The following is a 19655-nucleotide window of genomic DNA, read 5'->3' as shown; positions in this document are numbered from 1 at the left end:
AACGATCCGGCGGGTCGGGGACAGCCCCTCGCAAAAGACTGCCACTCTCCCCGCCGTGGTCCCGTTCCTTAGCGCTTCTTGCGGTTGGCGATGTGGATGGCGTGGCCATTCACTGCCAGGGCCGCTTCGTGCAGCGCTTCGGACAGAGTCGGGTGGGAGAAGACCATCATGCCCAGGTCTTCGGCGCTGGTGCCGAATTCCATGCCGATCGCGCCTTGCTGTACCAGCTCGGCGGCGCTCGGGCCGATCACGTGGACGCCCAGTACGCGGTCGGTCTTGGCATCGGCGATGACCTTGACCAGACCGCCGGTGTCGTTGGCAGCCATGGCGCGACCGCTGGCAGCGAACGGGAAGGTGCCGACGTTGACTTCGACGCCTTCGCCCTTGAGCTGCTGCTCGGTCTTGCCGACCCACGCGATTTCCGGGTGGGTGTAGATCACCGACGGAATCAGATCGTAGTTCATCTGGGCTTTGTGGCCGGCGATGCGCTCGGCAACCATCACGCCCTCTTCCGAGGCCTTGTGCGCGAGCATGGCGCCACGGACCACGTCACCAATGGCGAAGACGCCCGGAACGCTGGTCTTGCACTGGTCGTCGACGAAGATGAAGCCACGCTCGTCGAGGGTCACGCCGCTGTCGGCCGCCAGCAGGTCGGTGGTCACCGGGCGACGGCCCACGGCCACGATCAGCTTGTCGAAGGTTTCCTTCTGCTCGCCGTTGGCGTCGGTGAAGGTCACGGTAACCTGCTTCTTCTTCACGTCCGAACCGGTGACGCGAGCGCCCAGGCGGATGTTCAGACCTTGCTTGGTCAGAGTCTTCAGAGCTTCCTTGGCGATCTGCTCGTCGGCAGCCGGGAGGAACTTGTCCAGGGCTTCCAGGACGGTGACCTCAGCGCCCAGGCGAGCCCAGACCGAACCCAGTTCCAGACCGATGACGCCAGCGCCGATCACACCGAGCTTCTTCGGCACGCTCTGGAATTCCAGGGCGCCGGTGGAGTCGACGATCACGTCTTCAGTCAGCGGGGCCGGCGGGATTTCAACCGGCTTGGAGCCCGAGGCGATGATGATGTTGTCGGCTTCCAGAACCTGGGTCTTGCCGTCCAGGCCGGTCACTTCGACCTGCTTGTTGGCCAGGACCTTGCCGTGGCCTTCGAAGGAGGTCACGCCGTTGGCCTTGAACAGGGTGGCGATGCCGCCGGTCAGGTTCTTCACGATGTTGGCCTTGCGGGCAATCATCGCCGGAACGTCCATCTTCACGCCGCCGGTGGAGATACCGTGGACATCGAAGCCTTCTTTGGCTTCCTTGTACTTCCAGGAGCTGTCCAGAAGGGCCTTGGACGGAATGCAGCCTACGTTCAGGCAGGTACCGCCGAGAGCGACCTTGCCCTCTTTACCGATGTACTTCTCGATGCAAGCGGTCTTCAGGCCGAGTTGGGCAGCACGGATGGCGGCTACGTAGCCGCCGGGGCCTGCACCAATCACAACCACGTCGAATTTCTGGCTCATGTCTCAATCCTTATTCCGGTGAAGCGGACGGCCCCTTGCGGGGCCGTCGTGTAGTACGGGGCCGTCGTGTGAATTGACGTATCAGACGTCCAGCAGCAGGCGAGCCGGGTCTTCCAGCAGATCCTTCATGGTGACCAGGAAGCTGACCGCTTCCTTGCCATCGATCATGCGGTGATCGTAGGACAGCGCCAGGTACATCATCGGCAGGATGACCACTTGACCGTTAACGGCCATCGGGCGCTCCTGGATCTTGTGCATGCCGAGGATGGCGGTCTGCGGCGGGTTGACGATCGGAGTCGACAAGAGGGATCCAAATACGCCACCGTTGGAAATGGTGAAAGTACCACCGGTCATGTCTTCGATGGACAGCTTGCCGTCTTTGGCTTTCTTGCCGAAGGTGGCGATGCCGTTCTCGATCTCGGCCAGGCTCATGAACTCGGCGTTACGCAGAACCGGCACGACCAGACCGCGGTCGCTGGAAACTGCCACACCGATGTCCTGGTAGCCGTGGTAGACGATGTCGTTGCCGTCGATCGAGGCGTTGACGCCCGGGAAGCGCTTCAGGGCTTCGGTGGCGGCCTTGACGAAGAAGGACATGAAGCCCAGGCGAACGCCGTTGTGCTTCTTCTCGAACAGGTCCTTGTACTTGTTGCGCAGGTCCATGATCGGCTTCATGTTGACTTCGTTGAAGGTAGTCAGCATGGCCATGGAGGACTGGGCTTCGACCAGACGCTCGGCAACCTTGGCGCGCAGGCGGGTCATCGGAACACGCTTCTCGACGCGGTCGCCAGCGGCGAACACCGGAGCAGCTGCAGCCGGAGCTGCAGCCTTGGCAGCCGGAGCGGCGGCCGGGGCGTTCTTCTTGGCTTCAACGGCAGCGACGACGTCTTCCTTGGTGACGCGACCGCCTTTGCCGGTACCGGCCAGGCTGTTCGGGTCGATGCCGTTCTCTTCGGCCAGCTTGCGGGCAGCCGGCGAGAGGATGTTGTCGTCGCCAGCGGCAGCAGCGGCCGGTGCAGCGGCTGCAGGTGCAGCAGCCGGAGCCGAGGCAGCAGCCGGAGCGGCAGCGGCGGCACCGCCTTCGCTCAGTTTGCCCAGCAGTTCGTTGGAGAGAACGGTGTCGCCTTCGTTCTTGACGATCTCTGCCAGGACGCCGTCAGCCTCGGCCAGCACTTCGATCACGACCTTGTCGGTCTCGATGTCGACGATCAGTTCGTCGCGCTTGACGGCTTCACCGACCTTCTTGTGCCAGGTTGCAACGGTGCCGTCGGCAACCGATTCCGGGAAGGTTGGGGCTTTGATTTCGATAGCCATTATGTGTGTTTCCTTAAATTCGGTATCAACTGCGCGTTGGCGTTAAACGGTGAAGGCGTCCTGCAGCAGTTTTTCCTGCTGCTCGGCGTGCATCGAAGCGTAGCCGCAAGCCGGAGCTGCCGAGCCTTCGCGGCCCGCGTATTCCAGGTTGAGACCTTTCTTGTGCGCGGCGATGACACGACGCATATGGTGCTGCGAGCAGAACCAGGCACCCTGGTTCATCGGCTCTTCCTGACACCAGACGATGTGCTTGAGGTTCTTGTACTGCGACAGCACCTCGGCCAGATCGTCTTCCGGGAAGGGATACAGCTGCTCGAGGCGAACGATCGCGATGTTCTCGAGACCTTCGGCGCGACGCTTCTCCAGCAGGTCGTAGTAGACCTTGCCGCTGCACAGCACGATGCGGTCGACTTTCTTCGGATCCAGGCTGTCGATCTCGTTGATCACAGTCTGGAACGAACCGTCGGCCAGATCTTCCAGGGTCGAGATGGCCAGCTTGTGACGCAGCAGCGACTTCGGAGTCATCACGATCAGCGGCTTGCGCAGCGGACGGATCACCTGACGGCGCAGCATGTGGTAGACCTGCGCCGGGGTAGTCGGCACGCAGACCTGGATGTTCTGCTCGGCGCACAGCTGCAGGTAACGCTCCAGGCGCGCGGAGGAGTGCTCCGGACCCTGGCCTTCGTAACCGTGCGGCAGCAGCATGGTCAGACCACACAGACGTTGCCACTTGGTTTCGCCGCTGGTGATGAACTGGTCGATCACGACCTGTGCACCGTTGGCGAAGTCACCGAACTGGGCTTCCCAGGTCACCAGTGCATTCGGCATGGTGGTGGCGTAGCCGTATTCGAATGCCAGTACTGCTTCTTCCGAAAGGTAGGAGTCGTACAGGCTGACGCGCGGCTGACCTTCGAACAGATTGGCCAGGGGAATGTAGACCGAGTCATCCTTCTGGTTGTGCAGCGCCGCGTGGCGGTGCGAGAAGGTGCCGCGGCCGACGTCCTGACCGGTCATGCGCACCGGGTGACCTTCGAACAGCAGGGTGGCGTAGGCCAGGTTCTCGGCGAAGCCCCAGTTGATGGGCATGCCGCCGGCAGCCATCTTCGCGCGGTCTTCGTAGATCTTCTGCACCTGACGCTGCATGACGAAGCCGTCCGGGGTTTCCAGCAGCTTGGCGGAGAGGTCCTGCAGGGTCTTCAGGTCGAAGCGGGTGTCGTGTCGCGCGGTCCAGGCATGGCCCACGTACGGACGCCAGTCGACGAAGAGCTCCTTGTTGGGCTCCTTCACCAGGCTCTTCACCACGTGCTGGCCGTTGTCGAGAGCGTCGCGGTATTCGTCGACCTTCTCCTGGGCCTGCTCGGTGGTCTGCACGCCGGCTGCGATCAGCGCATCGGCATACAGGTCACGGGTGGTGCGCTGCTTGGCGATCTGCTGATACATCAGCGGCTGGGTGCCGCTCGGCTCGTCGGCCTCGTTGTGGCCGCGACGGCGGTAGCAGACCAGGTCGATGACCACGTCACGCTTGAACTGCATGCGGTAGTCGACGGCCAGCTGGGTCACGAACAGGACCGCTTCCGGATCGTCGCCGTTCACATGGAAGATCGGCGCCTGGATCATCTTGGCCACGTCGGTCGCGTACTCGGTGGAACGAGCATCGTCCTGGCGGCTGGTGGTGAAGCCCACCTGGTTGTTGATCACGATGTGGATGGTGCCGCCCGTCTTGTAAGCACGGGTCTGCGACATCTGGAAGGTCTCCATGACCACGCCCTGCCCCGCGAAGGCGGCATCACCGTGGATGGAGATCGGCACGACCTTGTCGCCGGTGCCGTCCTTGCGACGGTCCTGGCGGGCGCGTACCGAGCCCTCGACCACCGGGGAAACGATTTCCAGGTGCGAGGGGTTGAACGCCAGGGCGAGGTGGACTTCGCCGCCGGTGGTCATGACGTTGGAGGAGAAGCCCTGGTGGTACTTCACGTCACCGGAGCCCATCTCGACCAGCTTCTTGCCTTCGAACTCGTCGAACAGCTCGCGCGGGTTCTTGCCCAGGGTGTTGACCAGGACGTTCAGACGGCCGCGGTGAGCCATGCCGATGACGATTTCCTTCACACCATAGGAGCCGGAGCGCTGGATGATCTCGTCGACCATCGGGATCAGGCTCTCGCCGCCTTCCAGGCCGAAGCGCTTGGTGCCCGGGTACTTGGTGCCCAGGTATTTTTCCAGGCCTTCGGCAGCGGTCAGGCGCTCGAGCAGGTGGGAGCGGGCGTCGGCGGAGTACGTCGGACGGCCACGGACGCTTTCCAGGCGCTGGGCGAACCAGTGACGCTGCTCGGAGTCGACGATGTGCATGAACTCGGCGCCGATGGTGCTGCAGTAGGTCTGCTTCAGCGCATCGATGATTTCACGCAGGGTCGCTTCTTCCTTGCCGATGTAGAGCTCACCGGTCCGGAAAGTAGTGTCGAGGTCTGCAGCGGTGAGCCCGTAATGTTCCAGCGACAGGTCGGAGGGAGCGGTACGCACCCAGAGACCCAGCGGATCGAGCGATGCTGCCTGATGTCCACGCAGACGGTATGCCAGGATCAGACGCAGGACTTCAACCTGCTTTTTCTCGTGCTCGGTGCTTACGCTGCCAGCGGAAACAGGCGCGGCGCGGCGCTGGTTCTTGGCCAGGAGTACGAAATGATCACGGATAGAGGAATGCGAAACGTCGGGGGCAGGATTGCCGTCGGCAGGAAGCTTCTGGAAGTACGTGCGCCACTCTTCTGGCACAGCGTTCGGGTCGTGCAGGTAGAGCTCGTAGAGCTCTTCGACGTAGGCAGCGTTTCCACCGGATAGATGGGCACTGTTCCACATCCGCTGCATTACGCTTTCGTGCATGCTTGGTCACCCTCGGTAAGGGGACTCCACCTGTGGAACCTCTGGCGCGAAGTCAAACACAGCGACTTCAAGCCACCGATTCCCGCAGATAGTCCGGGTACCAGCCCGGATGCCCCTGCTGGTCATATATACGTTTTCAATACAGGACCCCCGCTTTGTGGGCTTGGGTCCTAAGGACTGTACCGCCGGACAATGTTCCGGCGGCACAGGTGTCGCTCTTTCATGATCTGTGGGCGCGAGGCCCGCAGATCAAGTGCCGCTCTGCAGCAGCATGTTACGGATGTGACCGATTGCCTTGGTGGGGTTCAGACCCTTCGGGCAAACGTTCACGCAGTTCATGATCCCGCGGCAGCGGAAAACGCTGAACGGGTCATCCAGGCTCGCCAGGCGCGCCTGAGTTTCGGTGTCACGGCTGTCGGCCAGGAAGCGATAGGCCTGCAGCAGCGCGGCGGGACCCAGGAACTTGTCGGGGTTCCACCAGAACGACGGGCAGGAGGTCGAGCAGCAGGCGCACAGGATGCACTCGTACAGACCGTCCAGCTTCTCGCGCTCTTCCGGGCTTTGCAGACGCTCGATGGCCGGAGCTGCATATTTGTTCTGCAGGAACGGCTTCACGCTCTCGTACTGCTTGTAGAAGATGCGCATGTCGACGACCAGGTCACGAATGACCGGCAGGCCCGGCAGCGGACGCAGAACCAGCTTGCCGCCCTTCAGGCCAGCGGCCGACAGGGGGGTGATGCAGGCCAGGCCGTTCTTGCCGTTGATGTTCATACCGTCGGAACCGCACACGCCTTCACGGCAGGAACGACGATAGGAGAAGCCCTCGTCCTGTTCCTTGATCAGAGCCAGCACGTCCAGGACCATGATGTCCTTGCCGTCGGTATCGACCTGGAAGTCCTGCATGTAGGGTGCAGCGTCCTTCTCAGGGTTGTAGCGGTAAACACTCACTTGCAACATGGCGGGCACCCTTAGTAAGTACGAACCTTGGGTTCGAATGCCGGAACAGTTTTCGGCGCGAAGTTGACGGCACGCTTGGCTACACGCTTCTCACCCGGGAAGTACAGGGTGTGGCACAGCCAGTTCTCGTCATCGCGCTCCTCGAAGTCTTCACGGGCATGCGCGCCGCGGGACTCTTTGCGGGCTTCTGCCGCAATCGCAGTGGCTTCGGCCACTTCGAGGAGGTTCTGCAGTTCCAGCGCTTCGATACGCGCCGTGTTGAATGCCTGGCTCTTGTCGTTGATCTTGACGGTGGCGATACGCTCACGCAGATCAGCCAACTGAGCGATACCTTTCTGCATGTACTCGCCGGTACGGAACACACCGAAGTAGTTCTGCATGCAGGATTGCAGCTCGCGCTTGAGCGGAGCGACTTCTTCGCCGCTGGTGCGCTCGTTCACGCCGTTCAGGCGCTTGAAAGCGGATTCCAGGTCGGACTCGGAAGCCTGGCGGTGCTCGATACCATCCTTGAGCGCCTTCTCCAGGTGCAGGCCGGTGGCACGACCGAACACAACCAGGTCGAGCAGCGAGTTGCCGCCCAGGCGGTTGGCGCCGTGTACCGATACGCAAGCAACTTCGCCTACGGCGAACAGGCCTTCGATGATCTGCTCGTTGCCGTTGGCATCGGTGGTCAGGGCCTGGCCATGGATGTTGGTGGCAACGCCGCCCATCATGTAGTGGCAGGTCGGGATGACCGGGATCGGAGCGACAACCGGGTCGACGTGGGCGAAGGTCTTGGACAGTTCGCAGATGCCAGGCAGGCGGCTGTGCAGAACTTCTTCGCCGAGGTGGTCGAGCTTCAGCAGTACGTGGTCCTTGTTCGGGCCCACGCCGTTGCCGGCGATCACTTCCTTGACCATGGAACGGGCAACCACGTCGCGGCCGGCCAGGTCCTTGGCGTTCGGAGCGTAACGCTCCATGAAACGCTCGCCATGGGCGTTGATCAGGTAGCCGCCTTCACCGCGGCAGCCTTCGGTGACCAGTACACCAGCGCCGGCGATGCCGGTCGGGTGGAACTGCCACATCTCGATGTCCTGCACCGGCACACCAGCGCGCAGCGCCATGCCGATACCGTCACCGGTGTTGATCAGGGCGTTGGTGGTGGAGGCGTAGATACGGCCGGCACCGCCAGTGGCCAGGACCACGGCCTTGGAGCGGATATAAACGGTGTCGCCGGTTTCGATGTCGATGGCGATGACGCCAACCACATGACCGTCCTGGTTCTTCACCAGATCGACCGCGTACCACTCATTAAGGAAGGAAGTACCGTTCTTCAGGTTGGCCTGATAGAGGGTGTGCAGCAGGGCGTGACCGGTACGGTCAGCCGCGGCGCAGGTACGCGCAGCCTGGCCACCCTTGCCGAAGTCCTTGGACTGGCCACCGAACGGACGCTGGTAGATGCGGCCCTGCTCGGTACGGGAGAACGGCAGGCCCATGTGTTCCAGTTCGAACACGGCTTCCGGGCCGACGGAGCACATGTATTCGATAGCGTCCTGGTCACCGATGTAGTCGGAGCCCTTGACGGTGTCGTACATGTGCCAGCGCCAATCGTCGTTCGGGTCGGCCGAAGCGATGGCGCAGGTGATGCCGCCCTGGGCGGATACGGTGTGCGAACGGGTCGGGAAGACCTTGGTCACCACGGCAGTCTTGTGACCACCCTGGGCCAGTTGCAGTGCGGCACGCATGCCGGCGCCGCCGCCACCAACGATGATGGCGTCGAAGGAAAGAGTACGAATGCTAGCCATGGATCAGTTACCCCAGAGAATCTGCACACCCCAGACGAAGAATGCGAACATGGCCATGCCGCATACCGCCTGGACGAGGAAACGCACGACGGTCGCGGACTTGCCCAGCGCCATCGGAGTCAGGTAGTCGGTGGTGATGGTCCACATACCGACCCAGGCGTGCACGCTCAGGGAAACCAGCGTCAACAGGCTGAAGATCTTCATCAGGCTGTGGGAGAACAGACCATGCCACTCGGCGTAGGTGATACCTGGGTGAGCGATCAGGAAGCCCAGCAGGAAGAGAACATAAGCCGCGAGAACGACCGCGGAGACGCGCTGGACCATCCAGTCATAGAGACCCGAACGCGACAAGTTAGTGACGTTAGTTACCATACCCATACCCCCGCCAGAACGATCAGCACCACTGCGACAGCGATGACGATTTTCGAACCACGCTTACCGCCTTCCAGTGTTTCGCCAATACCTGCGTCCATGACGAGGTGACGAATACCGGCTACCAGGTGGTACAGCAGCGCAGACAGCAGGCCCCAAATCACAAGCTTGACCAACGGATGGGTCAGACACGCCTTCACCTGCTCGAAGCTGTCTTCGGATGCGAGGGAACGATCCAGTGCGAACAGCAGCACTGCGATGCCCACGAACAGAATGACGCCGGAGATACGGTGGAGAATCGACGTGTAAGCAGTGATAGGGAGTTGGATGGTCCTTAGGTCTAGGTTTACGGGTCGTTTGCTATTCACGGCTTTTTTCACACTGAGAGCCCTTCTATGGATCAGGGCTAGTTGTCGGGAGGTGCACTTGTCAGGTACCCATCACCTTCGGGAGTGACAACCACCAATCAAGCTAGGCCGGACGGCCCTTGGCGGCTGGTCGCCGAGTATAGACAGTTAGGCCCCTAATGACAACGGAAAGACCTCCACCTAAGGACTAATTGCCGCACCCCCATAAAAGGCGTAAACAGGCAAATTTTTCCGGCAAAACAGGGGCTTGGAGGAGCCAAACTTCTCCGATTGTGCAAATTGACATTCGGATTTATCTCTCTATAGTGGTGCGGGCCCTGCGTGGGGGGTCGTACAGATGATTTCAAGCATAAATAGGAGGCCTATCATGGCTGACAAAAAAGCGCAGTTGATCATCGAGGGCGCTGCCCCCGTCGAACTGCCTGTCCTCTCCGGCACGCTGGGTCCCGATGTTGTCGACGTGCGGGGCCTGACCTCCACGGGTCACTTCACTTTCGACCCCGGCTTCATGTCCACCGCCTCCTGCGAGTCGAAGATCACCTACATCGATGGTGATAAAGGTGTACTGCTGCATCGCGGCTACCCGATCGAACAGCTCGCCGAGAAGTCCGACTACCTGGAAACCTGCTACCTGCTGCTCAACGGCGAACTGCCCACTGCCGAGCAGAAAGAGAAGTTCGTCGGCACCATCAAGAACCACACCATGGTTCACGAGCAGCTGAAGACCTTCTTCAACGGTTTCCGCCGTGATGCGCACCCGATGGCCGTTATGTGCGGCGTGATCGGTGCCCTCTCCGCCTTCTATCACGACTCCCTGGACATCAATAATCCGAAGCACCGGGAAGTCTCGGCGCATCGTCTGATCGCCAAGATGCCGACCATCGCCGCCATGGTGTACAAGTACTCCAAGGGCGAGCCGATGATGTACCCGCGCAACGACCTGAACTATGCAGAGAACTTCCTGCATATGATGTTCAACACCCCCTGCGAGACCAAGCCGATCAGCCCTGTGCTGGCCAAGGCCATGGACCGCATCTTCATCCTGCACGCCGACCACGAGCAGAACGCCTCCACCTCCACCGTGCGACTGGCGGGCTCCTCGGGCGCCAACCCGTTCGCCTGTATCGCCTCGGGCATCGCTGCCCTGTGGGGACCGGCTCACGGCGGTGCGAACGAAGCCGTTCTGCGCATGCTGGACGAGATCGGTGACGTATCGAACATCGAGAAGTTCGTGGCGAAGGCCAAGGACAAGAACGATCCGTTCAAGCTGATGGGCTTCGGCCACCGCGTCTACAAGAACTTCGACCCGCGCGCCAAGGTCATGAAACAGACCTGCGACGAGGTTCTCCAGGAGCTGGGTATCAACGACCCGCAGCTGGAACTGGCCATGAAGCTGGAAGAAATCGCCCGCCACGACCCCTACTTCGTGGAGCGCAACCTCTACCCGAACGTGGACTTCTACTCCGGCATCATCCTGAAGGCCATCGGTATTCCGACCAGCATGTTCACCGTGATCTTCGCCCTGGCACGTACCGTGGGCTGGATCTCGCACTGGCAGGAAATGCTCTCCGGCCCGTACAAGATTGGCCGTCCGCGCCAGCTGTACACCGGCGCCACCCAGCGCGACTTCGTGGACCTCAAGGCCCGCTAATCGCTACGGTGCGAATGAAAAGGCCGCCTTCGGGCGGCCTTTTTATTGCCACGGCTTTTCTGTAGGAGCGAGCTTGCTCGCGAACCCCTTGACGCCAATGCGGCCGGAAACCCCATTCGCGAGCAAGCTCGCTCCTACGAAGAGCCGGCCGGCACACGATTGCAGGATCACGCAATGTACGTAACCGCGATCACGGCCCCTTTTTTACAGGAACGAAAAAGCCGCCCGAGGGCGGCTTCTTCACGAAAGGGAACGACAGCGCCGATTACTTCTCGGCAGCGCTGCGCAGGCCCTTCAGGGTATTCATCGGCGCATCGACCACGAAACTGTTGGCCAGCCAGGACGGAATGCTGCCACCCGGTTCGGTTTGCACCTGGTAGGTCACCTCGGTCACACCGGCGCCCTTGGGCACCAGCTTCCACTCGCCGATCAGCTTCGGCACGCGGATTTCGCCTTTCTCTTCCGGGATATAGGTCGGTTCGGCCTTGAGATGGCGGATCAGGCCGCCGTCAGCGGTCTTCTCGGTGGTCACGTGGATCACCACGTCGCGGCCGGTCACCGGCCAGGGCATGTCGATCTTCGAGTAGGTCCAGGAATTGTCGCCTTCGGTTTTCAGCAGGCGCATTTCGGCGCAGGCGTGGATCCACTTGCAGGAGCCGGCCACGTCTTCCTGCAGGGCGTTGATCTTGGCCACATCGGCCTTGATGTCGACGACGCCACGGTAAGCCTTGTACTTGGAACCTGCGACCGGGCTGAGGAAGACCTTCACACCGTCGTCTTCCTTCTCCAGCTTCCAGTCTTCCGCCAGGGCAGTACCGGCAAAGCCCATCACGGCAGTGGCCAGCAGGGTCATACGCAATACACCACGCATCGTCTTACCTCTCTTTATTCTTGGTCTCGTGGGGTCGGCAATTGCCGGCGCCCTGTCGCAATCCGCGGTCTTGAGCGGATCGGGGCGTCAGTATGGACCGCGAAATCGTGACTTCCAAGTCACATCAGGCGGCGGTGATGCGTTCCCACTCGGTGAGGATCTGCAGGGCCTGTTCGTTGCTGCTGCCACAGGCATCGGCGTCCGCATCGAAGGCCGCACAGACCTTTGGACGCCGTGAGTCGCCGAATAGTTTGCACAGATTGCGCTCATCCAGTTGCACGCAGCGCACCCCCGCCGGCTTGCCATCGGGCATGCCGGGGATGGGCGAGGAAATCGACGGCGCTATGCAGCAGGCGCCACAGCCGATACGGCATTGCATGGTTGATGAACTCTCGACTCGCTGATCATGGGTTGGAGCGCAGCAGCCCCTGCTCGCGCAGCGCCGCCACCAGGTGTTCGCCATCGGCGGAACCGGCGCGGTAGAACACCGCCGGCTCGCCGATCGGCGCGGGCACTTCGACCGCCCCGCCGGAAGCCACTCCGAAGGTACTGCCGCTCCACAGGTGCACCCAGCGGCCCTCGGGCAATGCCACGCTCAGGCGCTGCACGCCGGGCTCCAGCACCGGGGCCACCAGAAATTGGTCGCCGAGCATATAGCTCGTCGGCGTTTCCGCCAAGCTGGCCGGATCAGCGGGGAATTCCAGCCACAACGGGCGCACCAGCGGCCAGCCATGCTTCGCCGCCTCGTCCATCAGGCGCTGGCGATAGGGCGCAAGCTCGCGGAATACCGTGGCGAAGCGCTGCAACTGCGCCACAGCAGCCGGTGTGCTGTAGGCCTGCACGTTGTCGTCCGGGCGATTGCCCTCGTGGGTGCGCAGCAGGCTGGTGAAGGCGGAAAACTCCGTCCAGCGCAGCAGCAGCTCCTCGCTGCGGTGGTAGTCGCGGATCGGGCTGCTGATGGTGGTGTAGCCACCGGTGTCGCTGTGGTTCAGGCTGAACCCGGAAATGCCCCCGGAGAGCAATCCCAACAGCGCGCTGTGCAGGCCATCGTTGGCATCCCAGGTCACCAGTTGGTCACCCAGCCACAGGCTGGTGGTCAGGCCGGGGCTGCGGCTGTAGGCGGAGCGCATGAAGAACAGCAACTCACCTGGCCCTTCCTCGTCCACCAGTTGCCGGTTCAGCTTCGCCCACAGCTCAGGATAGCGATTGTGCAGCGCCGCGGCCGGCTCACCGGACGCCAGCTTCGCTTCATAGGGCAAGGCCTCGCCGAAGTCCGCCATCCAGCCGGAGAAGCCGGCGCCGAGCATTTCCTCTCGCATCACTCCGCGCAGCCATTCAGCGGCCTGAGGATTGGTCAGGTCGACCAGCCCGGCGCTGAAGCTGGTGTTCTGCAATAGCAGGGGCTGTCCCTGGGCGTCCACAGTCAGGTAGCCGTGCTCCAGCGCTTCCTGGTAGAGATTGCGGGTCGCCCCGCCCTTCTCCGCCGTGTCCACCAGGAAGGGATTCACATACGCCAGGCTGCGAATCCCCTTGGCCCGCAGCTCGGCATTGAACGCCGACCAGCCCGGATAGCGCTCACCATCGAGTACCCAGTTCCACCACAGTTGCTTGCCGAAACTGGTAGTGCGCTGGCCGACCCAGTCCTGCACCCAGACGCCGGCCAGCGGCACCTTCGCTTGCTCCAGCTGGTGGACGATGCCACGCACACGCTCGGTGCCGCCCTGCAGCCCGAGGATCGCCCCCTGCTGCGTCCAGGCCGGCAACGGCGGCATGCGCCCGACTACCGAGGTGTGTGCCTCGATCAGTGCCTTGGGACTGCTGCCTTTATAGAAGTGCGCCTTGAGTTTGCCAGCGTGCACTTCCAGCGCCACGCGCTGGTCGTCGCGCAGGTCGAAGACCTGGTACTCCGACGCCTCGCTGAAGAAGCCGTGCAGGCGCGAGGTGAGGTAGAAAGGTACCGGCGCGTAGGTGGTCCACCAATCGCCACCGGCGCGGTTGGTCAGGTCGGCAGCCAGGGTGATCGGCTGCAAACCGCGCCCGACGCCCTGCTCCTGCACCAGGATCGGCAGACGGCGCCCGCTCAGGTCGAAACGGGGGAACTGCTCGCCGAAGCCGTGAAACTGCTCGTCGGCCTCCCGCGCCCAAGCCAGATAGAGACGGTTAAGCGCCGGGTCATCCAGGCTCACATCCATCAGCACGCCGCGCCCGCCATCGGCACGCAGTGCAACGCTGTAAGGCACCTGTCGACCATCGTCGCAACCCAGTTTCCCCGAGATCAGCAGCTCATCCGGGCCGCCCCGAACGGCATCCAACTGTTGCTGGCGACACAGCAACTCGCGGTGTTCGTGGACGAACATCGCGCCACGGTGCTCTTCGGCCTCTACGCGCCCTATGCCGGCGGCGAGGAATCCGCCATGGGTCTGCCACAGCGTCTGTGCGGGATGCTCACCCGCGCGCAGGGCGAAAGACTCGCCGTCCCACTCCAGGCGATAGTCGCCCAGCGTCCAGTTCTGCCCGGCAGCCATGGACGGCGCCACCGTCAGCTGCGCCCATACCGGCCGCTGCTGCCACCACTGCCAACCCTTCCAGCCGCCGAACGCCAGCAACCCCAGCACCAACAGCGCCGCGCTTCCCCGCAATACGAACCTGATCAAATCTCCGCCCCTTGGCTGTCGCGCGGCGCTCCACTAGGCTCAGGCGCAGTCCCTCTCTGGAGCCTCTGCCATGCCGGTCTGGCTGCAAACCGCGTTTCTTCTGTCGCTTTCCAACCTGTTCATGACCTTCGCCTGGTACGGCCACCTGAAAACCCTGAGCAGCAAGCCGTGGATCATCGCGGCGCTGGTCAGCTGGGGCATCGCACTCTTCGAGTATTTATTGCAGGTACCGGCCAACCGCATCGGCTACACGGTGATGTCGGTGGGGCAACTGAAGATCATGCAGGAGGTCATCACGCTGGCGGTCTTCGTGCCGTTCAGCGTGTACTTCATGCAGCAGCCACTGAAGCTCGACTACTTGTGGGCCGGCTTGTGCCTGCTGGGCGCGGTGTACTTTATCTTCCGCGCCTGAGGCGGGCATCAGCGGCGCACGACGATCTCTGCGACCGATGGCGCCACCTGCGGGGAATAGAGCGGGTCAGGACTAGGGCGAGTCCTGGAGGCGGGTGATCAGGCTGGAGGTATCCCAGCGCCCGCCACCGGCGGCCTGCACCTCGGCGTAAAACTGGTCGACCAGCGCCGTGACCGGCAGTTGCGCGCCGTTGCGGCGAGCCTCGTCGAGCACGATCCCCAGGTCCTTGCGCATCCAGTCCACCGCGAAGCCGAAATCGAAGCGCCCTTCCAGCATGCTCTGATGACGGTTCTCCAATTGCCAGGATTGCGCCGCGCCCTTGCTGATCACTTCCATGGCCGCCATGCCGTCGAGGCCGGCGCTCTGGGCGAAGTGCAGCGCCTCGGACAGCCCTTGCAGCAAGCCGCCCACGCAAATCTGGTTGACCATCTTGGTCAGTTGGCCGCTGCCCACCGGGCCCATGCGCCGCACCATGCGCGCGTAGGTGGCAATCACCGGTTCGGCGCGGGCATAGAGGTCCGCATCGCCGCCGACCATCACCGTCAGCGCACCGTTCTCGGCGCCAGCCTGGCCGCCGGAGACCGGCGCATCAAGGAAGCCCAGCTCGCGCTCCGCCGCCGCCACGGCCAGTTCGCGGGCCACTTCGGCCGAAGCGGTGGTGTGGTCCACCAGCACGGCGCCCGGCTGCATACCGGCCAACGCGCCGTCCTCGCCCAGCACCACGCTGCGCAGGTCGTCATCGTTGCCGACGCAGCACATCACGAAATCAGCCCACTGCGCGGCCCCGCGCGGAGTGTCCGCCGAACTGCCGCCGAACTGCCTGACCCACTGGGCCGCGCGGCTCGCGGTGCGGTTGTAGACGCACACCTCATGCCCTTCGCGCGCCAGATGCCCGGCCATGGGATAGCCCATCACACCCAGACCGATGAATGCCACTTTCGCCATCTTGATCCCCCTTGTCCTGGTAGCCGGTCAGCCTAGCACAGCGGTTTGCCGGCCCCGCAAACGCCTTCCATACTCGATTCGAACCCAACCACGAGCACCGACTATGCCCCACTGGCTGGTGATCGACCTGGAAGCCACCACCGAGGAAGGCGGCTGGCCGGTCGAGGAAATGGAAATCATCGAGATCGGCGCCAGCCTGGTGGCCGAGGCCGACGGCCGCGAGCTGGATCACTTCCAGCGCTTCGTGCGCCCGCAACGGCGACCGCTGCTGACTGCCTTCTGTCGCGAACTCACCCACATTACCCAGGCCAACGTCGATGCCGCCGCGCCCCTGCATGAGGTCTGGCCGCAATTCGAGCGCTGGCTGGCCCAGCACCGCCCGCGCCTGGCCGGTTGGACCAGCTGGGGCGACTACGACCGCCACCAGCTGGAACTGGAATGGCGCCGCCAGAACCTGGACAGCCACCTGGCCCGTGTTCCTCACGTCAACCTCAAACAGCGCTTCGCCCAGGCCCGCCAGCTCAAGCGGCCGGTGGGTCTGAATGCCGCGCTGCACCTGGCCGGATTGAACTTCCAGGGACAGCCGCACCGCGCCCTGGAGGACGCCCGCAATACCGCCCGCCTGTTGCCGCTGACACTGCCGGTGGCCGGCTGAAAGAAGGCTTCATTCACTGACCGTACGGTCGCCTGCGCCGCTCTAGTGACGGGGCCTGCGCCCTTGGGCATACTGGCGGGCCCTTTTTCACCCCTCTAGCAGGAGAAGCCCATGTTCAAGGTCAACGAGTACTTCGACGGCACCGTCAAATCCATCGCCTTCGACATGACCGCAGGCCCCGCCACCATCGGCGTGATGGCTCCCGGCGAATACGAATTCGGCACCAGCCAGCTGGAGGTGATGCACGTCGTCGCCGGCGCGCTGACCGTCAAGCTGCCTGGCAGCGACAGCTGGGAAACCTTCGAAGGCGGCAGCAACTTCACCGTGCCGGCCAACAGCAAGTTCCAGTTGAAAGTCGCCCAGGACACCGCCTACCTCTGCGAATACCGCTGAGTTCGGCTGTTCCATGAAAAACCGGCCCTGGTGGCCGGTTTTTTATTGCCCGCGTACAGGGTGGATCAAACCTGTAGGAGCGAGCTTGCTCGCGAACCGCCCAACCGCGCGGCAGCCGGGAAAATGTTCGCGAGCAAGCTCGCTCCTACGACGGGCAAAAGCAGGCTCGCAGGCCAGCCGCGAGATCAGCCCGCAGCCCCGCATCCTTCTCGACGATGAACACCAGCCGCGATCCCTGCGCCGCCTCGGCCGCCGTCGCCGGGCGCAGTTGATAGCGCCCGCCCACATACTGCAGCCACTGCACATCACCCTGCCCCTTCAGACGGATCAGTCCCTTGAGGCGCAGCAACCCGTGCGGCAATGTCTCCAGCCAGTGTTTCAGCCGCACGCCGTCGAAGCTTTCATCGCCCTGCCAGCTCCAGCTGTCGAACAGATCGCCATGGTCGACACCTTCCTGCCCATGCGGCCGGAGCTTGCGCGACGGCTCGCCCAGCAGCAGCTCATCGGGAATCTGCGCCTGGATGGTTTCCAGCACCCGCGCGCCACGGCCGAAGCGCTCGCGCTGGGCGGCCAGCTCATCGGCTTCGAGCAGGTCGCACTTGTTCAGCAGCAGCAGATCGGCGGCGGCCGCCTGCATGCGTTCCAGCCGCGCATATTCGCCTTCGAGCGGCTCACGACGGGCAGCGTCGACCACGGTCAGCACCGCATCCAGGTGCAGGCGCCGGCGCAGCTTCGGGTAGCCCAGTGTCTGCACGATGCGCTGCGGGTCGGACACCCCGCTGCACTCGATCACCACCTGTTCCAGCGGCGGGTGCATATTCGCCAGCCGTTCCAGCTGCGCCAGCAGGTCGTCCTGCACCGAGCAGCAGATGCAGCCGTTCTCCAGGCTGTACACGGCCTCGGTCTGCTCGGCGATCATCCCGGCGTCGATGTTCAACTCGCCGAAATCATTGACGATCACCGCCAGCCGCCGACCTTCGCAGCGCTCCAGCAGGTTGCGCAGCAGCGTGGTCTTGCCGGCGCCGAGGAAGCCGGCAACCACCGTCACCGGGATGCTCGCGGCGTTCATGCGTTGACGCCTTCGATGCGCGGCGGCTCGCCCTGCCAGACAGCCGCCAGCGGCGTGTCGGCGAACTGGCCGAGGCGGTCGTAGACCGGCCGACCCTCGACGAAGGTCAGCTGCACTTCGGTGCGGTGGATGTAGTTGCGAGCCGGCTGCTCGAAGAGGTTGCGATCGAGCACGATGAAGTCCGCCGACTTGCCCGCCTCCAGGCTGCCGGTGAGGTTTTCCAGGCCCATGGCGTAGGCGCCGTTGAGGGTCGCCACGCGGATCGCCTGTTCCAGGCTGATCGGTTCGCCAAAGCAGGCCGGGTCGTCGTTCCACGGGTTCTGCCGGGTGACCAGGGTTTCCAGCGCCAGCCAGGGGTCGATGGATGCCACCGGCCAGTCGGTGCCGAACACCGCGATGCCGCCAGCGGCCAGCACGCCCTTGAAGTCGTAGATGCGCTTCAGGCGGTCCGCACCGTAGCCGGAGCGCGCGCCGCTGGCAAAGGGCGTCGGGTACCAGGCCGCCGGGGAGAACTCGGCGATCACCTCCAGCTCGCGGAAGCGCTTGAGGTTGCCCGGATGCAGGATGGTGCTGTGCGCGCACTGGTGGCGTATGCCGCTGAAGCCGTTGCGCCGGCGCGCTTCGGCCACCGCGTCGAGGAACACGTCGGACGCCGCATCGCCGGTGCAATGGGCAATCACACGGATGCCACGGCGATCCATGTCCACCACCATGTCGGTGATGTGCTCCGGGGTCAGGTTCAGCTTGCCGCGCCAGGCCTCCTCGCCCGGCCACGGCGTAATAAGGAAGGAGGAACGCGGTTCGACGGTACCGTCGAAGTGGAATTTCACCGCGTTCGCCGACAACCGTGCGCTGCGGTAGTAGTGGCGTTCGCCGCTGAGCAGTTCCCAGCGGCGACGGACCGGGAAGATATCGTCCTGCCAGCTGATCGCTGCTTCCACCCGCAGGGTCAGTTGGCCGGCGTCGTCCAGGTGCTTGAGGGCATCCAGGCGACTCTCGCAGACGTGCACGTACTTTGCCGCCGTGACCCCGCGCGAACTCTGGAAGTGCACGCCATCACGGTAAGCCTGGCGCAGCACCTTGGCCGGGGTCGGCGGCATGGCGGCATGGATCAGCGCGTAGGCGCCGTCGATCATCAGGCCGTTGGGCTCGCCGGTGAGCTCGTCACGCTCCAGGTAACCATTTCGCGGATCGGGGGTGTTGGCGTCGATGCGGGCCAGCTCCAGGGCGCGAGAGTTGACCATCATGGTGCCCCACATGCGGTCGAGCAGTGCCACCGGGCGATCCGGCAGGATGCTGTCGAGCCACTCGCGGCCCGGCTTCAGCCCGGCCTCGCGGAAGGTATAACGCACCCAGTACTGGCCGTAGACCCAGCCATCGCCAGGGTGGCTGTCGGCATAGTCGCGGATCGCTTTCGCCAGTTGCTCCGGAGTCGGGTCCTCGATGCCGACGTCGAGGTCGTCGGCGTAGCGAGGCGCCAGCGCCAGGTCCGGGTGGGTGTGCATGTCGTGCAGGCCGGGCATGCAGAAGACGCCTTCGAGATCACGCACCAGGGTGTCCGGGCCGATCAGGTGCTCCATGTCCTCGCGCCGGCCTACCGCCAGCAGCCGGCCATCGCGGACGGCCACGGCCTCGGCCCAGGGCTGGGCGGGGTCGAGGGTGTAGAAGCGGCCGTTGTGCAGCAGCAGTTCTGCGAAGCGGTCGCTGGGGGAATTGGAGGAGCGGAAGCGGTCCGGAGCGGTCATGGGATGCCCTTGTTGTTCTTGTCCGTGGGGGCAGTATAGGGCTCGACTTTCAGCCATTGACTAGCACAAGATGACAACTCACTAGC

The 19655-nt window shown here is 63.4% G+C and carries 17 protein-coding genes; 4 read left to right on the top strand and 13 right to left on the bottom strand.

Annotation, left to right across the window (positions count from 1 at the left end; translation table 11 throughout):
* Positions 1–68: 68 nt before the first annotated feature.
* From lpdA to sdhC, 7 genes are all read right to left on the bottom strand, one after another.
* A complete protein-coding gene (gene lpdA / locus G4G71_RS12250; protein ID WP_169937965.1) occupies positions 69–1505 on the bottom strand; it encodes a dihydrolipoyl dehydrogenase in 1437 nt (478 codons plus the stop codon).
* Positions 1506–1586: 81 nt separating this feature from the next.
* Positions 1587–2819 (bottom strand): 2-oxoglutarate dehydrogenase complex dihydrolipoyllysine-residue succinyltransferase, encoded by a 1233-nt coding sequence (odhB, locus tag G4G71_RS12245; protein WP_054907943.1) that lies wholly within the window; start codon positions 2817–2819, stop codon positions 1587–1589.
* A 42-nt stretch (positions 2820–2861) separates the two neighbouring features.
* Positions 2862–5693 carry a 2-oxoglutarate dehydrogenase E1 component gene (locus G4G71_RS12240; protein ID WP_054907942.1) on the bottom strand — a complete coding sequence of 944 codons (2832 nt, stop codon included), beginning with the start codon at positions 5691–5693 and terminating at the stop codon, positions 2862–2864.
* A gap of 249 nt (positions 5694–5942) precedes the next feature.
* Positions 5943–6650 carry a succinate dehydrogenase iron-sulfur subunit gene (locus tag G4G71_RS12235; protein ID WP_024765470.1) on the bottom strand — a complete coding sequence of 236 codons (708 nt, stop codon included), beginning with the start codon at positions 6648–6650 and terminating at the stop codon, positions 5943–5945.
* A gap of 11 nt (positions 6651–6661) precedes the next feature.
* Positions 6662–8434: a succinate dehydrogenase flavoprotein subunit gene (gene sdhA / locus G4G71_RS12230; RefSeq protein WP_054907941.1), complete on the bottom strand. Its 1773-nt coding sequence runs from the start codon at positions 8432–8434 to the stop codon at positions 6662–6664.
* 3 nt (positions 8435–8437) lie between these two features.
* Positions 8438–8806 (bottom strand): succinate dehydrogenase, hydrophobic membrane anchor protein, encoded by a 369-nt coding sequence (gene sdhD / locus G4G71_RS12225; RefSeq protein ID WP_024765472.1) that lies wholly within the window; start codon positions 8804–8806, stop codon positions 8438–8440.
* Complete coding sequence (gene sdhC / locus G4G71_RS12220; protein ID WP_162483999.1) at positions 8800–9186, bottom strand: succinate dehydrogenase, cytochrome b556 subunit; 387 nt, start codon at positions 9184–9186, stop codon at positions 8800–8802. Before sdhC ends, sdhD begins: the two co-directional genes overlap by 7 nt.
* A 355-nt stretch (positions 9187–9541) precedes the next feature.
* Here sdhC and gltA point away from each other — a divergent pair, with 355 nt between their 5' ends.
* Positions 9542–10825, top strand: coding sequence for a citrate synthase (gltA, locus tag G4G71_RS12215; RefSeq protein ID WP_045208034.1), 1284 nt, complete (start codon positions 9542–9544; stop codon positions 10823–10825).
* Between the two features lie 265 nt (positions 10826–11090).
* On the opposite strand, the gene G4G71_RS12210 is transcribed toward gltA, so the two are convergent.
* The 3 genes from G4G71_RS12210 to G4G71_RS12200 all read right to left on the bottom strand — a co-directional run bounded on the left by G4G71_RS12210 (position 11091) and on the right by G4G71_RS12200 (position 14350).
* Positions 11091–11696 carry an START domain-containing protein gene (locus G4G71_RS12210; protein WP_089285750.1) on the bottom strand — a complete coding sequence of 202 codons (606 nt, stop codon included), beginning with the start codon at positions 11694–11696 and terminating at the stop codon, positions 11091–11093.
* 124 nt (positions 11697–11820) lie between these two features.
* The gene (locus G4G71_RS12205) at positions 11821–12075 is read right to left on the bottom strand and encodes a YkgJ family cysteine cluster protein (protein WP_054907940.1); all 255 of its coding nucleotides are present in this window, start codon (positions 12073–12075) and stop codon (positions 11821–11823) included.
* A 25-nt stretch (positions 12076–12100) separates the two neighbouring features.
* The gene (locus tag G4G71_RS12200; protein ID WP_169937963.1) at positions 12101–14350 is read right to left on the bottom strand and encodes an alpha-glucosidase; all 2250 of its coding nucleotides are present in this window, start codon (positions 14348–14350) and stop codon (positions 12101–12103) included.
* Positions 14351–14420: 70 nt separating this feature from the next.
* Between G4G71_RS12200 and G4G71_RS12195 the strand changes: the two genes are divergently transcribed.
* A complete protein-coding gene (locus tag G4G71_RS12195; protein ID WP_045208042.1) occupies positions 14421–14762 on the top strand; it encodes a DMT family protein in 342 nt (113 codons plus the stop codon).
* Positions 14763–14834: 72 nt separating this feature from the next.
* Here the strand turns inward: G4G71_RS12195 and G4G71_RS12190 are convergent, their stop codons facing one another.
* Complete coding sequence (locus tag G4G71_RS12190) at positions 14835–15707, bottom strand: NAD(P)-dependent oxidoreductase (protein WP_169937961.1); 873 nt, start codon at positions 15705–15707, stop codon at positions 14835–14837.
* A gap of 103 nt (positions 15708–15810) precedes the next feature.
* On the opposite strand from G4G71_RS12190, the gene G4G71_RS12185 reads away from it, so the two are divergent.
* Together G4G71_RS12185 and ppnP are read left to right on the top strand one after the other, a co-directional pair.
* On the top strand, positions 15811–16362 hold the full coding sequence (locus G4G71_RS12185) for a 3'-5' exonuclease (protein ID WP_024765479.1): 552 nt from the start codon (positions 15811–15813) through the stop codon (positions 16360–16362).
* A 111-nt stretch (positions 16363–16473) separates the two neighbouring features.
* Positions 16474–16755 carry a pyrimidine/purine nucleoside phosphorylase gene (ppnP, locus tag G4G71_RS12180; protein WP_024765480.1) on the top strand — a complete coding sequence of 94 codons (282 nt, stop codon included), beginning with the start codon at positions 16474–16476 and terminating at the stop codon, positions 16753–16755.
* 145 nt (positions 16756–16900) lie between these two features.
* Here ppnP and G4G71_RS12175 read toward each other — a convergent pair whose 3' ends face one another.
* Positions 16901–17824, bottom strand: coding sequence for a CobW family GTP-binding protein (locus G4G71_RS12175; protein WP_169937959.1), 924 nt, complete (start codon positions 17822–17824; stop codon positions 16901–16903).
* Positions 17821–19569 (bottom strand): amidohydrolase, encoded by a 1749-nt coding sequence (locus G4G71_RS12170; RefSeq protein ID WP_169937957.1) that lies wholly within the window; start codon positions 19567–19569, stop codon positions 17821–17823. The genes G4G71_RS12175 and G4G71_RS12170 overlap by 4 nt, the downstream gene beginning before the upstream one ends.
* Positions 19570–19655 lie beyond the last annotated feature (86 nt).

Source organism: Pseudomonas multiresinivorans (assembly GCF_012971725.1).
Taxonomy (GTDB): domain Bacteria; phylum Pseudomonadota; class Gammaproteobacteria; order Pseudomonadales; family Pseudomonadaceae; genus Pseudomonas; species Pseudomonas multiresinivorans.
This window is presented reverse-complemented; position numbering and strand designations above follow the sequence as displayed.